Raw genomic sequence first — 15133 nt, 5'->3', positions numbered from 1 at the left:
GAGGATGTTTTTGTTCGTCTGCATGGCCATTGCAAAATCCGACACAAATCTGGCGAGCCCGTGCATGGACGGCAAGCAGGGAGTGACTATGGGTTAAGGCTCAACCAAAATAATCAAATATCATGGCCGACATCCAAACCAGCGCTGCAGACAAGAAGGAAAAGGAATTCTTCACCGACGTCCCCCAGGAGGCCCCCGGCTTCTTCCTCAAGGGCTGCCACCAGTACGACTGGGGCCTCAAGAACCGCCTCGCCAAGGTCTTCAACCCCAAGGACGGCCGCACCGTCATGCTCGCCTTTGACCACGGCTACTTCCAGGGCCCGACCACCGGCCTGGAGCGCGTGGACCAGACCATCCTCCCCCTGGCCCCGTATGCCGACTGCCTCATGCTCACTCGCGGCATCCAGCGTTCCGTCATTCCTGCCTCCACCACCAAGGCCATCGCCCTGCGCGCCTCCGGCGGCACCTCGATGATCAGCCCGATGGAAGAATGGGAAGGCGAAATCGACGGCAAGAAGGCCAAGTTCGCCCGCCCCGGCTTTGAGCCTCTTTCCAACGAGAGCACCGCGCTCAACATCGAAGAAGCCATCCGCCTCAATGCCAGCATCCTCGCCGTGCAGGTGTTCATCGGCAGCGCGTATGAGCGCCAGTCTTTGAAGAATTTGACCGATCTGGTGGACGCCGCCAGCCGCTATGGCATCGCCGTCATGGGCGTGACCGCCGTGGGTCGTGCGATGGCCCGCACCCCACAGTATTTCCGCCTCGCCACCCGCATCATGGCGGAACTCGGCGCGAACGTGGTGAAGTGCTACTACACGGAGAAGGAATTCGAAACGGTGACGAGCTGCTGCCCGGTGCCGATCGTGATCGCCGGTGGCAAGAAGCTGCCAGAACTCGACGCGCTGAAGATGTGCGCCAACGCCATCAAGCAGGGTGCGAGCGGCGTGGACATGGGCCGCAACATTTTCCAGAGCGATGCTCCGGTCTCCATGATGCAGGCGGTGCAGGGCGTGGTGCACGGTGGACTGAATGCCAACAAGGCCTTCGAATTGTACAACGACCTGAAGAAGAAAGAGCTGCGCAAGAAGTAACGGTTTTCATCAGCATTTTACGGAGGGGGATCAGTTTGATCCCCCTTCTTTGTGCTCTTGTTTCAGACCTCAAAACCACCGCCATGGAGCTGAACTCCGTGTCGCCAGCATAGGATGTTTACTTGATGCTGTTCCATAATGGCTTCTCGTGCTTTCTGGATTCTTGTGTGGGAACATTCGTCCACTCTGCACCGGCCAGCCCAGAAGCGAGCTCTGCATCCATTCGTTCTGCGAGCCGGCTGATTCCCGATGGGAAGTCGTTGTTGAAATAGATCGCCTTGGACTTGCCGTCTTGCTCTATCCAAAGGATCCATTGGGTTCCGTCTCGAATACCCGTGCGAGAATAGGCAGCGGGCATTTTCATGATGCCCTCTGAACTCACTGAAGCGAAAATCCGAACGATTGCGTCAGGATCCAGCTTTAAGCTGGATCTCTGCCACACGGCCTGAGGATGTTGCCGGAACAAAGTCACAACGCCATCCCGTCCAAAAGCCACCGTGTCGAGCCCTCTCCATCCGCTGCCTCGTCCGAACTCAAAATGGAAATCTCGTGCAGGATCGACCTCAAACGCCGCCCCCTTGGCGGGCACCGTTCTGACCCATGGAAAATTCTGGGCCAGCAGCACCATTCCGATTACAATGAGGGCGGCTGTCAGGACTCGCTTCATAAGTTTTACGATGGACGCGGTTCTTCAGGCGAGCCAACCAAGACTGAATCATTTTGGAGCTTCGACTGCATGCTGCTGACAGCTTCCGGGTGGAGAAGCATCTCCATTCGCTCAAGATGAAGCTCGTCTCCAAAATCCGTTTCACTGCCTCGCCATCCGATGCTAAAGGCCCCGTGATGAAACACCCCGTCTCCTTTCTTCGCAGCGTCGGCCTGCTCGAAGCCATTTCGTATTTGATCCTGCTCTTTGTCGCCATGCCGTTGAAGTATGCCTTGGGCATGCCACTGGCAGTCAAGATTGCGGGGTCGGTGCATGGGGGGCTGTTTGTACTTTTCTGCATCGCGCTGTGGCGGGTGCTGATGCACACGGGGTGGCCGTTCAGCCGTGCGGTGCTGGTGTTCATCGCCTCGCTGCTGCCGTTTGTGCCCTTTTTCATCGACCGCCGCATGCGTGCGTGGGCGGCGGAGGACTCCACCCAGACGCCGGCGTGAAGAAGGTTCTGATTCATTCCGACGGCGGCTGCCATGGCAATCCCGGCCCCGGTGGCTGGGCCGCTGTGCTGGCCTATGGCAAGCATGTGCGCGAACTCAAGGGAGGGGTGCCGGCCACCACGAACAACCGCATGGAGCTGCAGGCGGCGATCGAGGCGCTGCGCATTCTCAAAGAGCCCTGCCAGATCGATTTCCACACCGACTCCCAGTATGTGCGCCAGGGCATCAGCCAGTGGATCTCCGGGTGGAAGCGCAACGGCTGGCGCACCAGCAACAAGCAGGCGGTGAAAAACGCCGACCTCTGGCGCGAACTCGATGCGGCCACGGCAATGCACAAAATCGAGTGGCACTGGGTCAAGGGCCATGCGGGACATACTGAAAACGAACGCTGCGATGAACTGGCGAACGAGGCCATTGCCGCGGTCAAAGCCCGGTACACCTCGCAGCAATTGAAGGCGCTGCTTGAAGAATTCAAGGCGGAGACCGAAGCCCAGCTGCTCTGACGGCTGCTTGCACTGCGGCGGGCATGAACTGAACACTCACACGCATGTGCATCCCCACGCCAGAACATGAACACCTGTGCGCGGACCGTGAGCGTGATGCCAACTGGAAACGCTGGGGCCGTATCTCGCCGAGCGGCAGTGGTCCACCGTGCGTGAGGATTATTCGGCGGATGGCGAGGCGTGGGCTTCTTTTCCGCATGAGCAGGCACGTTCACTCGCCTATCGCTGGGGCGAGGACGGACTGCTGGGCATCTCCGACCGTCAGTGCCGACTGTGCTTTGGGCACGCGCTGTGGGATCACCGCGACCCCATTCTCAAAGAGCGTCTCTATGGACTGACCGGCCCGCAGGGGAATCACGGCGAGGACGTGAAGGAGCTGTATTACTACCTCGACTCCACACCGACGCATTCTTACATGAAGGCGTTGTACAAATACCCGCAGGGTGAGTTTCCCTACCAGCTGCTGGTAGATGAGAATGCGCGACGCAGGCTAGCTGATCCTGAGTTTGAAATCACCGACACGGCGGCCTTCGCCGAGGAGCGCTACTTTGATGTCTTTGTGGAATATGCCAAGGCGGCGGCTGAGGATATCTGCATCCGCATCACGGTGCACAACCTGGAGCGGCTGCTTGGCTACCTGCTGGATGAGAAGGAGTTTCTGTCACCTTTCGGTATTCGGTCCCTTTCAAAATATCATGAAGCGCATCCTTACACTCTGCGACTCAACGGTGGTGACCTGACTGTGAGCTAAGTGCCCGGAGAAAGCGACAGCCACATGTTTGGCGGCAACTCGAACTGGCGCGGTCCTGTGTGGTTTCCCATCGTTTATCTGATCGTTGAGGCGCTGGAACGCTACCATCATTTCTACAGTAACGATTTCACCGTGGAACTGCCCACTGGCAGCGGCAAACGGGTGACGCTGCAGGGTGCGGCCAACGAGATCTCGCGGCGTTTGTGCCGTCTGTTTGAACCCGATGCCACCGGCCACCGACCCTGCCACAATGGTGATCCGCGCTATGCGACGCACCCAGACAGGAAGGGCAGGCTTCTCTTCCATGAATATTTTCATGCCGACACTGGCCGAGGCTGCGGGGCATCGCATCAGACGGGATGGACGGCGCTGGTGGCGTGACTGGTGAGGAAGAGCTAGACACTTCAGGCCTTCGTTCCGGGATCATTGGAAAGCGCTGATTATCAGCGCGTCGGCTGCGGTGGTACCCGGCTCTATCAGACTTATTCACAGCAACAAAGCACCACATATTGACAATATAGTTATTCACATACCATATATTGTATGATCATAGTTTTCCTTTCCTAAAGCCTCCATGGACAAAATTTACGCCGTTAGACACCACGATTTCACCCTCACGCAGCAGAAGGCCGAGGAGGCGCTGGCTGCCAAACGCGTGATCAATGGCACCCCGTACGCGGGATTTGACCTGTTTCCGGTGAAGTATGAATGGGCCTTTGAAAAGTACGCCGCGATGATGGCCAACCATTGGGAGCCGGAGGACATCCAGATGCAGCGGGACGTGGAGCAGTGGCGCTCTGAGCAGATCACCCCCAACGAGCGCTGGATCATCATGATGGGCATCGGCTATTTCAGCGCCGCCGAGGGGATCGTCGGGGACAACATCCAGCATGTGGTGCGGGACCTTGTTTCAGCGCCCGAATTGAAACTCGTACTGGGCCGCCATGCGCATGAGGAGAACATCCATGCCGACAGCCTGCTGTACATGATCTCGTCTCTGGGTATCGATCCTCATGAGTGCGAGGCGATGTTTGAGCAGATCCCCTCGATTGTGAAAAAGAACGAGTTCGTGACGCGGCATTCGAACAACCTGCGCAGCGACCTCGATCTCACCTCCATCGCGGGCATGCAGTTGCTGGCCAAAAACATGTTTGTCTTCGGCCAGTGCATGGAGGGCACGCAGTTCTACGGGCTGTTTGGCATGATCCTCAGCCTCTATCGTCAGGGTAAGTTTCCAGGCATCGGCCAGATGTTTCGCTACACGCTGCGGGATGAGTCGAATCACATCGAGGTTTTCCGCCATCTGTTCCTGGACCTGCTGCGGGAGAATCCGGAGGTCTGTACCGCCGCCTTCCGGGATGAGCTGGTGCAAATCATGCGTGAAGGCGTGGCGCTGGAAAAGGAGTTCATCCGCGACTGCCTGCCGGTCAATGCGGTGGGCCTAACGATAGCGGAGTTTGAACGCTATACCGATTTCATCGCCGACCGCCGACTGCGCGGCTGCGGCCTGCCCGAGCTCCATCCCGGCATTCAAGACCCGCTGCCGTGGCTGGATGAAGTCATCTTCATGCGCAAGGAGCAGAACTTCTTTGAAGGGAAAGTCACCGACTACCAAAAAGTCGCCGGCTTCATCTCGGAGATCTTCCCATCTGATGGGGCGGCTGAACGCGAGAGCTATGCCGAGCTGAAGCAGCTCTGGCCAGCCACCACGAATTCCGCAACGCAAGAGCCAGAGCCCGTGAACCCTACCCCTGCCGCTACTGCGTATCAGGGCGAGCCGACCCTCCGAGCCACTTCGGATAAAACCACCTGCCAGATCGGCAACCGCGTGTTTCTGCTCGACAAGGCCAAGGCGAAACTCGCGTTTTCAGCCAAGCGTGTGGTCAACGGCCGTGAAACGATGACCTTCAATCTGCTGCCGCTCAAATACCCCTGGGCGTACGAACTCTACAAGGAGATGAAAGCCGACCACTGGGGTCCGCTGAGTCCGGACATTCAGATGCAGACGGACATCGAGCAATGGCACGCGGCCGACCTGAGCGCAGGCGAGCGATCCATTATTCAGCTGACCATTGGCTGGATGGCAACGTCACTCAAAATGGCCGGAGCGGAGCTGCAACATGTGGTGCGAACGCTGGTGACCGCGCCGGAACTCAAACTCGTGCTCGGGCGCGAAACGCATGACGACAACATCCGCATCGAAGCCCTGGTCCATGCCGCCTTCACGCTCGGCGTGAACATCCATGAGTGTGAGGCTCTTTGCCTGACCTCACCTTTGATTTCCCGGAAGGAGGCCTTTGTCACGAAGCACACCAGCGGCCTCCAGCGTGGCATGGACCTGACGCGGATTGAAAATCTGAAGCTGCTGGCGCGCAGCCTTTTTGTGTTCGGTCAGTGCATGAAGGGCCTTCAGTTCTTTGGCTTGTTTGGCTCCATCATGAGCCTCCAGCTTCACCACCGGTTTCCCGGCTTCCGCCAGGTTCTCTCGAACCTCCTGCGGGACGAGGCCCACTACACTGAATTCTTCCGCCTGCTGTTCCTGGACCTACTGGAGGAAAATCCTGCGATCAACGACTCCGCCTTTCGGGAAGAACTCCTCGGCATCATGCTGGAGGCGGCCACGCTGGAGAAAGACCTGATACGCCAGGGACTGCCCATGAAGGCCCTGGGCCTCAAGAGCGAGGACTATGAACGCTTCATCGACCACACCGCGAATTGCCGGCTCAGGGGCTGCGGCCTGCCCATGCTCACTCCGGACACCAAGAACCCGCTGCCCTGGCTGCCTGAGCCCATGCACCTGAAGGAGACAACCGCCCTCAGCATGAGCAGCAGCTACCTGAAACCCTGTGACGACGACGATTTTTAATCCACCTGCCATGAACAACGAACCATCCACATCAGCCCCTCAGACGGAACCGACACCGCCCCAGACATTCATCGTGCCTCCCGGCATCGATGATGATCTCGATTTCAGTGACGTTCAGCTCGCCCCCCGCCAGCAAGATGCCATCCAGGGCATCGTCTGCGAAGGCGGCTGCGAGTAAGCGTTGCGGAGGGCGGTTTCAGCGCTTGGCCGAGCAAACCGCCCGTACTTGATCGCGCAGCCAGCGATGAGCGGCGTCCGCATCCAGTCGCGGATGCCAGAGCATCGACACGGTGAACTCTGGCACGGTCACTGGCAGGGGGAATGCATGCATGCCATTACGCAGGCTTGCGGTGTGGCGTTCGGGAACACTTGCTATCAAATCGCTTTCCCGGGCCAGGGCCACTGCGCTCGCAAAGCCGCTGACAATCGTGGCGATCTCCCGCTGCAATCCGAGTGGTTTCAAAGCGTCATCCATCGGGCCGTTTTCGTTTCCTTCGCGGGATACCAGAATGTGCTTTCCGGCAGCGTAGCGGGAGGGAGTGATCCGACCTTTGCACAGCGGGTGCCCCATGCGCACGACGCCCACGAGGCGGTCGCGGAACAATGCCTGCGTGCGCAGTTCCGGGCCCGTGGTTTCGTCCACCACGCCTGTTTCCAAATCTACCGCCCCTTCGCGCAGGGGCGCGCTGTCTTTGTCTGGCTTTTGCACGAAGCGCAGCCGCACGCCGGGGGCTTCCGCAGCGCAGCGGGCGATGAGGGCGGGTCCGAAATTCTCCACCCATCCCTCGCTGGTCCGAAGGGTGAACGTGCGAACAAGCCGCTTGAGATCCAGCTTCGCGGCGGGGCGCAAGACTGCGGCTGCATCTTCCACGAGCAGCCGGACTCGTTCGCGGAGTTCGAGTGCGCGAGGAGTGGGGACCAACCCGCGTCCAGCGCGGACCAACAGAGGGTCGCCTGTGGCATCACGCAATCTTCCCAGCGCCCGGCTCATCGCTGACGGGCTCAGCCGCAGCCGCTTGGCTGCCCGCGCAACACTGCCTTCTGCGAGCAGCGCATCGAGGGTGAAGAGCAGATTGAGATCCGGGTTCGACATGGCTGGACGCCAGCATGCCTCGGCTATGACATGGCGTCAAACGCACGAATAGAGTGCAAACCGTGCGTCTTCCGCATGTCTGACCAAGGGCTATCCGTCTCTCGGCTCCCCTATGGGAGGCAGAACACACGAACTCTATGAAGACTTTAATTGAATCCCAAGATCTGAAAATCGCTGCAACAGAGGAACAGCGGCCTTCCGTGCGCTGGGCGCTCACCGGCCTTTCGCTTTCCATGCTGATGTCGTCGCTGGGCACGAGCATCGCCAATGTTGCGCTGCCGTCCTTGAGCCGGGCGTTCAGTGCATCGTTTCAAGAAGTCCAGTGGGTGGTCCTGGCCTATCTGCTCGCCATCACCACGCTGATCGTCAGTGTCGGACGCCTAGGTGACATCGTTGGTCGGCGGCGTTTGCTGCAGGCGGGCATCTTGATTTTCACTTTTGCCTCCATCGCATGCGGAGCCGCCAGCACGCTCTGGATGTTGATCACCGCCCGTGCGGCGCAGGGGCTCGGAGCAGCCATCATGATGGCGCTGACGATGGCGTTTGTCGGTGAGATTGTGCCGAAGGAAAAAACCGGGAGTGCCATGGGGCTGCTGGGTACCATGTCCGCGGTTGGCACTGCGCTTGGGCCGTCGCTCGGTGGCGTTTTGATTGCTGGGTGGAGCTGGCGTTCCATCTTCTTCATCAATGTCCCGATTGGCATCGTGGCCTTACTGCTGGTGAGCCAGCACCTGCCAGGGGAGCGCCGAGGGCCGGCAAAGGAACTCGCGCGTCTGGACCCTCTGGGCACGCTGTTGCTGGCGATGACTCTCACGGCCTATGCGCTCGCCATGACACTTGGGCGAGGTCAATTTGGAATACTCAACATTGCCTTGCTGCTGGGGGCTGGCGTGGGATTCGCTCTATTCCTGCACGTGGAGTCGAGAGCGGCTTCGCCGTTGATCCAGTTGTCCCTGTTCCGTGATCCACGGCTGAGTGCCAACCTCGCCATGAGCGGGATTGTCTCCACGGTGGTGATGACGACGCTGGTGGTCGGGCCATTTTATCTTTCACGGGCACTGGGTCTCGATGCAGCTGCGGTAGGCATGGTGATGTCCGTCGGGCCGCTGGTCGCAGCGCTGACGGGGGTGCCCGCTGGCCGCATCGTGGACAAGTTTGGAACCCAACGGATGACCCTCGTCGGGCTCCTCGGCATGTCGGGCGGCTGTTTGATTCAATCCGTGCTCCCCATGGCGGCTGGAATTGGCGGTTACCTCACAGCCATCAGCATCATCACTGCAGGATACGCCTTGTTTCAAACGGCCAACAACACGGCCGTCATGAGCACGATCCCTCCGGAGAATCGAGGGGTCATTTCCGGCGTGCTCAATCTGTCGCGCAATTTGGGGCTCATCACCGGTGCCTCTGTCATGGGGACGCTGTTCGCATTTGCCGCAGGAAGCGCTCACCTCACGCAGGTGCCTCCCGCCGACGTTGCCTCGGGCATGCGGTTTACCTTCGCCGTTACGACAGAGCTGACCATCCTCTCACTCGCCATCGATATTGGCAGCCGAATCATCGCTAGACGCACCAAGGGTTCAGAAAGCTGAGGGCAGCGAAGGGAGCAAGAGGATGCCTCCTGCCTTCCAATCATCTCCCAAAAATATCGGCCTCTGCGACCCTCCTCACATCAAGCTCCATGGCTTGACGAGTTTGCTGCCTGCGTCTTCAGCCATCACCAAACATCCTCACCAGCCTGCGCCAGACCCGTCAATATTTCCCACTCACCAGACGGCGGTTCCGCATGATCAGAAAGAGACCGCTCGCGGCAAAGAGCAAGACGGCGCTGCCAGGCTCGGGAATGGCAGCGGTGTAGCCTTCATAGGCGTAGGCCATGGTGCTGTTGCTGTCCGGAAGATGCACTTCAGCAGAGGTGGTCAGGTTGTTCGCCACCACAAGTCCGTCGATGTTTGAGGAGGTCGTGATGGAGGCAAAGGGGGCCAGGATAGCGCCGTTGAAGTTGTGAGCATTGAAGTTGATGGCGGTGGCCTGGTAGAAGTTCCACAGGATGTGCCCCTGCCAGTAGTTGCTGTTGAAGTTGCCCACCATGTTGCCGTTGGTCCAGTTCACGGAGGTGCCGCTCACGTTGATGATGATGTTCGTGGTGCTGGCATCCGCGTTCAGATTGAATTGCTGGCCATTGGGATTGTCAAAAATCGAGGCAGCAGTCACAGCAAAGACCGCCACACCGTCGGCACCTGCCGTGGCATTGAACGTCGTGGGGCCGGGGGAGCCTGAAGGCAGGGTAACGGTGCTGTCCACCAGCATGGTGCTGAGGGCCTGTGACTCCGCGATGGAGTAACCCCGAATCTGGTTCAGCGACGCATCAATGCTGTGGTCTGCCACCACGGAGCCACCGCCGTTGAAGTTGATGGCGCGACCATTGGTGCTGCCGTCAATGTAGAGGCTGCCGCGCTGCAAATTCAGCGGGTTGCCACTGACGAGATTGTTCCCCACCACGAATGAGCGGTCGCTGGACGGCACCGTGTTTTTGAGGTGGATGCCCAGATTGGCAGAATTCGTTCCCGTGAAGTCATTGCCCACAAACGTCCGTCCCTCGATGTCAGAGGTGGTTTTGAGGTTGTTAAAGATGATCGCGTTGTAGTTCCGGTAATCCAGACTCTGAGCTTGGACCGAAACCCCAACCAGCGCAGCAAAGAGGAGGCTAACGATTGAGGCCGTGTGACGATAGATATTTTTCATACAATTCACAAATGAATCACAAGGGTGATAATTTGTGATGATGTGATAGTAGTAACAAGTAGTATCCCTCAGCAATCAACCACCTTTTTGATAATTATTTCATAATTGAATATTAAATGTGATAATTAGGTTACAATACAAGAGTCCTAAAGAATAATTTACCTCCAAATGGAGGTAGCGGCCCGCCTCAAAGCCTGGAGGAGAATCACCTAGATACCCTTGGTTCGGGGGCAGTGATTGAAGGCAGAGCGGGTGGGATCAGGAGGCCCCAACCCCTGTTCAAATCATCCCACGAAACTCGGCTTCGCTCACGATCTTCACGCCGAGTTTTGTCGCCTTGTCGAGCTTGCTGCCGGCGTCTTCACCCGCGAGGAGATAGGTTGTTTTGCCGCTGACGCTGCCACTGACTTTGCCGCCGTTGGCGCGGATGGTGTCGGCGATGGTTTCACGGTCTTCACTCAAGGTGCCGGTGATGACCCAGGTGGTGCCGTTGAGTTTGTCGGAGGCGGCGGTGACGGTCTTTTGCGTGAAGTTGAGACCTGCCGTACGCAGGCGGTTAAGGAGGGTGACGTTGTGCTCCTCGCGGAACCAGGCGTGAATGCTTGGCGCGACGATGGCTCCGATGTCCGGGCATTGGGTGAGGTCTTCGACGCTGGCATTGGCGACGGCGTCGATGCTGCTGAAGTGCTCGATGAGTTTGCGGGCGCCCCCTGCGCCGACGTGCAGGATACCGAGGCCGAAGACGAGCCGCCAAGGGTCCTGCTGCTTGCTGGAGGCGATGGCCTTGAGGTAGTTGTCGATGCTCTTGGCACCCACGCGATCAAGCCGTGCCAAGGACAGCTCATCAAGGTCATAGAGATCGGCCACATCGGCCACCAGTCTCGAACCATCCGCCTTTTTAAAATCCACCAACTGCGCGATGACGGATTCGCCGAGGCCGCTGATGTCCATGGCCCCACGGCTAACGAAGTGCTCGATGCGGCGTTTGACGACTTCGGGGCAGTGCGGATTGGGGCAGCGAATGACGACCTGCTCTTCATCGCGATGCACGGCAGTGCCGCAGACGGGGCAGTGCGTGGGCACCGGCACGGCGGTTTCAGTTCCAGTGCGCAGTTCCTTTTTCACGGAGACGACGGCGGGGATGATCTCACCGGCTTTTTCGATGATGACGGTGTCGCCGACGCGGATGTCCTTGCGCTCGATCTCCTCGTAGTTGTGCAAGGTTGCGTTGCTGACGGTGCTGCCGCTGACGAGGACAGGCTCAAGGCGTGCCACGGGTGTGAGCGCGCCGGTGCGGCCCACCTGGATGTCGATGGCGGTGATTTTGGTTTCGGCCTGCTCGGGCTGGTACTTGTAAGCGATGGCCCAGCGCGGTGCTTTGCTGGTGGCACCGAGTTCGCGCTGATCGGCGAAGCTGTTCACCTTGATCACGGCACCGTCCGTTTCGTAGGGCAGTGATTTGCGTTTTTCATCGAGCTCACGGATCGCGTGCAGCAAACCTTCGGCGCTGTCGGCATGCCAGATGAGATCGGCTTTGCGCAGACCGGCGGCATCGAGCAGTGCATAGACATCTGTCTGCGAGTCCACGGCACTGGCTTCGACAAGGCCGTAAAAGACGATGTCGAGCGGGCGCTTGGCCACGATCTTTGGGTCCAGAAGCTTCAAGGTGCCGGCGGTGGAGTTGCGGGGGTTTGCAAACAGGGCCTCGCCCGCTTCTTCACGTTCCTGATTGAGTTTGGCAAAGCCTGCCTTGGGCATGAAGACCTCGCCACGTACTTCGAAACTCTGCGGACCGTCCTTGGGGAGTCGTAACGGCAGGCGGCCGATGGTTTTGAGGTTGTTGGTCACATCGTCGCCGGTTTGACCATCGCCGCGTGTCGCACCGTATTTCAGGATGCCGTTTTCGTAGCGGATGGTGATGGCGACGCCGTCCACCTTGGGCTCGATGACGCAGTCCACTTTCTCGCGCCCAAGGCCTTTCTGAACGCGGGCGAAGAAGGCGGTGAGCTCCTCTTCCGAATAGGTGTTGTCCAGGCTCATCATGCGCACGGTGTGCGTGATCTGCGTGAAGCCGTCGAGGGGCACGCCACCGACGCGCTGGGTGGGGGAATCGGGCGTCTGTAGATCGGGAAATTTCGCCTCGATGTCCTGGAGTTCGCGCAGGAGGGCATCGAACTGCTGATCGCTGATTTCCGGGCGTGCCTCGACATAGTAGAGACGGTTGTGGCGGTGAAGTTCGGCGCTGAGAAGGGCGGCGCGGCTGGCGGCTTCGGCGTGGGTCATGGTATCGCTTTGAATACCTGCAAAGGAGCGGAGGGAAACGAAAAATCGTTCAGAGAGACTGCGTGAGCTTTGGGCTGGCTCAGAGCGCAGAAAGTTAGGTTGTGTTTGAAAACCTGGCTCTCTGGGGAGCTGCCTCAGGGGGGAGGCGGTGGTTTTGTGTCACCGCTACGCGGTTCCACGAGAGGGAGCGGTGAGGGGGGGGCGTCTACCGTGGGTTGGCACCCACGGCTACTTTTGTGCCAGCCCTCCGGGCTTTCGGAGATGATTCTGAGGAACAAGGGCTCTGACTTGGCCGCATCAATTTACACGGCGCACCGTGAAGGTTTTCAAACATGGCCTAAAGCGTGTCGTTCTCTGAGCGGCACCACGGCGCATGAACTGCTCGATGTGCTTGATTCGGAGTGGCAGGGGATTGCGGAGCGCCGCACAGAGGACTGTGCGGGTGATGTGATCATGGGATTGGTGCGTGAACCTTCGTATTTCCGGGCTTTCCCTCAAGCTCTATCGCGGGTGCATGAGCATAATTTCGCAGCTTCGTGACCTTCAGTTGTCATATTTTGTCATGCAGCGAATGGCCTCCTGCGCACTGTTTCGCATGGATCCTCACGCGAGTTGTCCATGGCTACTGTGTGTAAGCCGGTTGAGGATTGGACAGCAGGTTGTTTTGGTGAAGGCGGGTTGTTCTATTTTACACCCAGCACTTGTCCGGCGGTCACTGTCATGGTTTCGTGATCCAGTTCCTGCATGAGCCTTGCCCTGCCCAGCCATTCCAAGATCCAAATCTCTCCCACGGGTCTGGATGTCCTCGCGCCTCTGACCTTTGAGGAATGGAGCCAAGTTGCCAACTCCTTGGGGCAAGCCGCGCGCGGCATTTCTTTTGTGATCGGTGACTGGCTCGTCTATGGCGATGCCACCTTCCGCAAAGGTCCGGCTGCGAGCCGTGTCGCCACGGATGCCTATGATGCGGCCATTCAGGCCACGGGCTTGGACAGGACCACCCTCCACAACTATGCTTACGTTGCGCGGCGCGTGTCCAGGAACCGCCGCAATGAGGTCCTCGCCTGGGAGCATCACAAGGTGGTCGCCAAGCTGCCCGCTGCTGAGCAGAGCCGCTGGCTGTCACTGGCCGCCCCCAAGAAGAACCAGCGGGCAATTGGCACCATGCGCTTGCGCAAAAGCATCATTGCCGGGCGCGTGCTCACCCCTGAGGAGATGGTGGCCGATCCTGCGGATCGTGGCAGAAACAATCATATTCCCTACATCAACAGGCTTTGTGCTTGGTGGAGCGACATGAAGGAGAATAGGTGGCCCCAGCGTGCCACAGCTGAGCAGGTGGAGACCCTGCTGCGTGATTTTGGACGGGTTATGAAACTCAGTGGCGAGTTGATCCAACTGTTGGAAACCAAGCGCCGCAGAAAGCCCTGATGTCCAAGTCCGAATATCCCGAGGTCTTGTTCAGCTACAGCCTATCATTTGGCGAGCGAGAGTTTCTGGTCCGTATCATGCCCTCTGGCGTGATGGTTTGGGACGACTACCAGGCGCGCCGGGCCTGCTGCGATCCAGCAGCACCCATGGTTGGCGATGACGAATTTACGGTGTCATTGAATCTCAGTTCCGAGCTGCTTAGGTGGTTTAAAAAAGCAGCGACCATGCTCACCGATGGTACATGGACCACCAAAGACGAAGCCGAGCTTGACCAAAAACTTGCGCCGCTGTTTTGGAGTCAGATCAATCCACGTCTGCCCGCCCCCATCGAGCCGCCTTTGCCATAATGCTGCGTCAAAGCTGCTCATAGATTTTCACGATGGGCAGCAGGTCGCGCTTGAGTGCCGCACGCTGCTGTGGCGTGGCTCGATGCAACCACTGCTCTTTCTGAATATTTGACCACCATGCACAGAGACGATTGAGCTGCGGGATGTGATTAGGGATGCCACGATCGGCAGGATCAAGCTTCATGTCCGCCGGTTTCAGCAGCCTGCCCGCCGAAATGCTTTTGCGCAGGCGACGGGTGGAAACCACCTCCTTACCATTCCCGGCAATACGCAGCCAGCGCGACTGGCCGTCGTGTTCCAATTTCGCCACCACCTTGTGGTGTTCCCACGAAAGGTTTTCATGGCGCAGGGAATGTGGCACGCGCCTCGCCACATAGGCATAGGTGGCCAATGTGGTGTGGTCCAGTCCAGTGGCTTCAACGGCGGCAGCATAGTCGTCGGCAGACACACGAGATGTCTTTTTGGCCGTCGTGCTGGCGAACTGTGTTTGACCATAAACCAGCCAGTCGCCGATGAGGAAGCCGATGCAGCGTGATGCCTCGTTGAGTCGTGGTGCCAATGAGGCCCATTCGGTAAAGGATAAAGAGGCATGCACGGCGAGGCCGGTGCGGGAGACGGTGAACTTGGGAGAGTCAGGCAGGGTGAGGCTCATGGCACGAGGTTCTGTTGGTTGAGTTCATCCATGCGGCGGCGACGGTAGCTCTGACGCGCCTTCGCGGAGCGCATGGCGCGGCTGGGGGCCAGGCCGAGAGCGTCGGTGAACTCCACACAGCGCTTGCTGACCGCAGCGCGGGTGACGCCGTAACGACGAGCGATGTCGGTCATGGAATCCCCCATATAGGAAATGCCGGTGGCAAGGGCGAGGCACTCGACG

15 protein-coding genes and 1 pseudogene are annotated in these 15133 nt (G+C 58.8%); 10 read left to right on the top strand and 6 right to left on the bottom strand.

Going from position 1 to position 15133, the window contains the following annotated elements:
* Positions 1–122: 122 nt before the first annotated feature.
* The gene (locus tag ACIREA_RS11800; protein ID WP_397382473.1) at positions 123–1091 is read left to right on the top strand and encodes a 3-hydroxy-5-phosphonooxypentane-2,4-dione thiolase; all 969 of its coding nucleotides are present in this window, start codon (positions 123–125) and stop codon (positions 1089–1091) included.
* A 118-nt stretch (positions 1092–1209) separates the two neighbouring features.
* Here the strand turns inward: ACIREA_RS11800 and ACIREA_RS11795 are convergent, their stop codons facing one another.
* Complete coding sequence (locus ACIREA_RS11795) at positions 1210–1758, bottom strand: hypothetical protein (RefSeq protein WP_397382472.1); 549 nt, start codon at positions 1756–1758, stop codon at positions 1210–1212.
* A 53-nt stretch (positions 1759–1811) separates the two neighbouring features.
* Here ACIREA_RS11795 and ACIREA_RS11790 point away from each other — a divergent pair, with 53 nt between their 5' ends.
* The 6 genes and pseudogenes from ACIREA_RS11790 (at position 1812) to ACIREA_RS11765 (ending at position 6547) form a co-directional block, all read left to right on the top strand.
* A complete protein-coding gene (locus ACIREA_RS11790; protein WP_397382471.1) occupies positions 1812–2249 on the top strand; it encodes a DUF3817 domain-containing protein in 438 nt (145 codons plus the stop codon).
* The gene (gene rnhA, locus ACIREA_RS11785; protein WP_397382470.1) at positions 2246–2752 is read left to right on the top strand and encodes a ribonuclease HI; all 507 of its coding nucleotides are present in this window, start codon (positions 2246–2248) and stop codon (positions 2750–2752) included. The genes ACIREA_RS11790 and rnhA overlap by 4 nt, the downstream gene beginning before the upstream one ends.
* Before the next feature lie 44 nt (positions 2753–2796).
* A pseudogene (locus ACIREA_RS11780) lies at positions 2797–3368 on the top strand (glucosidase); the annotation flags it as partial.
* Between the two features lie 135 nt (positions 3369–3503).
* A complete protein-coding gene (locus ACIREA_RS11775) occupies positions 3504–3884 on the top strand; it encodes an MGH1-like glycoside hydrolase domain-containing protein (RefSeq protein ID WP_397382469.1) in 381 nt (126 codons plus the stop codon).
* Positions 3885–4077: 193 nt separating this feature from the next.
* Complete coding sequence (locus ACIREA_RS11770; protein ID WP_397382468.1) at positions 4078–6369, top strand: ribonucleotide-diphosphate reductase subunit beta; 2292 nt, start codon at positions 4078–4080, stop codon at positions 6367–6369.
* Between the two features lie 10 nt (positions 6370–6379).
* On the top strand, positions 6380–6547 hold the full coding sequence (locus ACIREA_RS11765; RefSeq protein ID WP_397382467.1) for a hypothetical protein: 168 nt from the start codon (positions 6380–6382) through the stop codon (positions 6545–6547).
* Positions 6548–6565: 18 nt separating this feature from the next.
* Here the strand turns inward: ACIREA_RS11765 and ACIREA_RS11760 are convergent, their stop codons facing one another.
* Positions 6566–7462 (bottom strand): LysR family transcriptional regulator, encoded by an 897-nt coding sequence (locus ACIREA_RS11760; RefSeq protein ID WP_397382466.1) that lies wholly within the window; start codon positions 7460–7462, stop codon positions 6566–6568.
* Between the two features lie 137 nt (positions 7463–7599).
* On the opposite strand from ACIREA_RS11760, the gene ACIREA_RS11755 reads away from it, so the two are divergent.
* Entirely contained in the window at positions 7600–9051 is a 1452-nt protein-coding gene (locus ACIREA_RS11755) for an MFS transporter (protein WP_397382465.1), read from the top strand.
* A gap of 160 nt (positions 9052–9211) precedes the next feature.
* On the opposite strand, the gene ACIREA_RS11750 is transcribed toward ACIREA_RS11755, so the two are convergent.
* Both ACIREA_RS11750 and ligA read right to left on the bottom strand, forming a co-directional pair.
* The gene (locus ACIREA_RS11750) at positions 9212–10204 is read right to left on the bottom strand and encodes a choice-of-anchor A family protein (RefSeq protein WP_397382464.1); all 993 of its coding nucleotides are present in this window, start codon (positions 10202–10204) and stop codon (positions 9212–9214) included.
* A gap of 279 nt (positions 10205–10483) precedes the next feature.
* A complete protein-coding gene (gene ligA / locus ACIREA_RS11745) occupies positions 10484–12487 on the bottom strand; it encodes an NAD-dependent DNA ligase LigA (RefSeq protein ID WP_397382463.1) in 2004 nt (667 codons plus the stop codon).
* A 744-nt stretch (positions 12488–13231) separates the two neighbouring features.
* On the opposite strand from ligA, the gene ACIREA_RS11740 reads away from it, so the two are divergent.
* Positions 13232–13912, top strand: coding sequence for a hypothetical protein (locus tag ACIREA_RS11740; protein ID WP_395718340.1), 681 nt, complete (start codon positions 13232–13234; stop codon positions 13910–13912).
* Positions 13912–14259, top strand: coding sequence for a hypothetical protein (locus ACIREA_RS11735; RefSeq protein ID WP_395718341.1), 348 nt, complete (start codon positions 13912–13914; stop codon positions 14257–14259). Before ACIREA_RS11740 ends, ACIREA_RS11735 begins: the two co-directional genes overlap by 1 nt.
* Before the next feature lie 7 nt (positions 14260–14266).
* Here the strand turns inward: ACIREA_RS11735 and ACIREA_RS11730 are convergent, their stop codons facing one another.
* Positions 14267–14911: a hypothetical protein gene (locus tag ACIREA_RS11730; protein ID WP_395718342.1), complete on the bottom strand. Its 645-nt coding sequence runs from the start codon at positions 14909–14911 to the stop codon at positions 14267–14269.
* On the bottom strand, positions 14908–15133 hold a 226-nt coding region (locus tag ACIREA_RS11725; RefSeq protein ID WP_397382462.1), incomplete at its 5' end, for a hypothetical protein. The genes ACIREA_RS11725 and ACIREA_RS11730, both read right to left, overlap by 4 nt.

Origin of the sequence: Prosthecobacter sp. (assembly GCF_044373815.1) — a bacterium.
In the GTDB taxonomy this organism is placed as follows: Bacteria; Verrucomicrobiota; Verrucomicrobiia; order Verrucomicrobiales; family Verrucomicrobiaceae; genus Prosthecobacter.
Note: the sequence above shows the minus strand (reverse complement) of the source record. Positions and strands in the feature narration are given on the sequence as shown.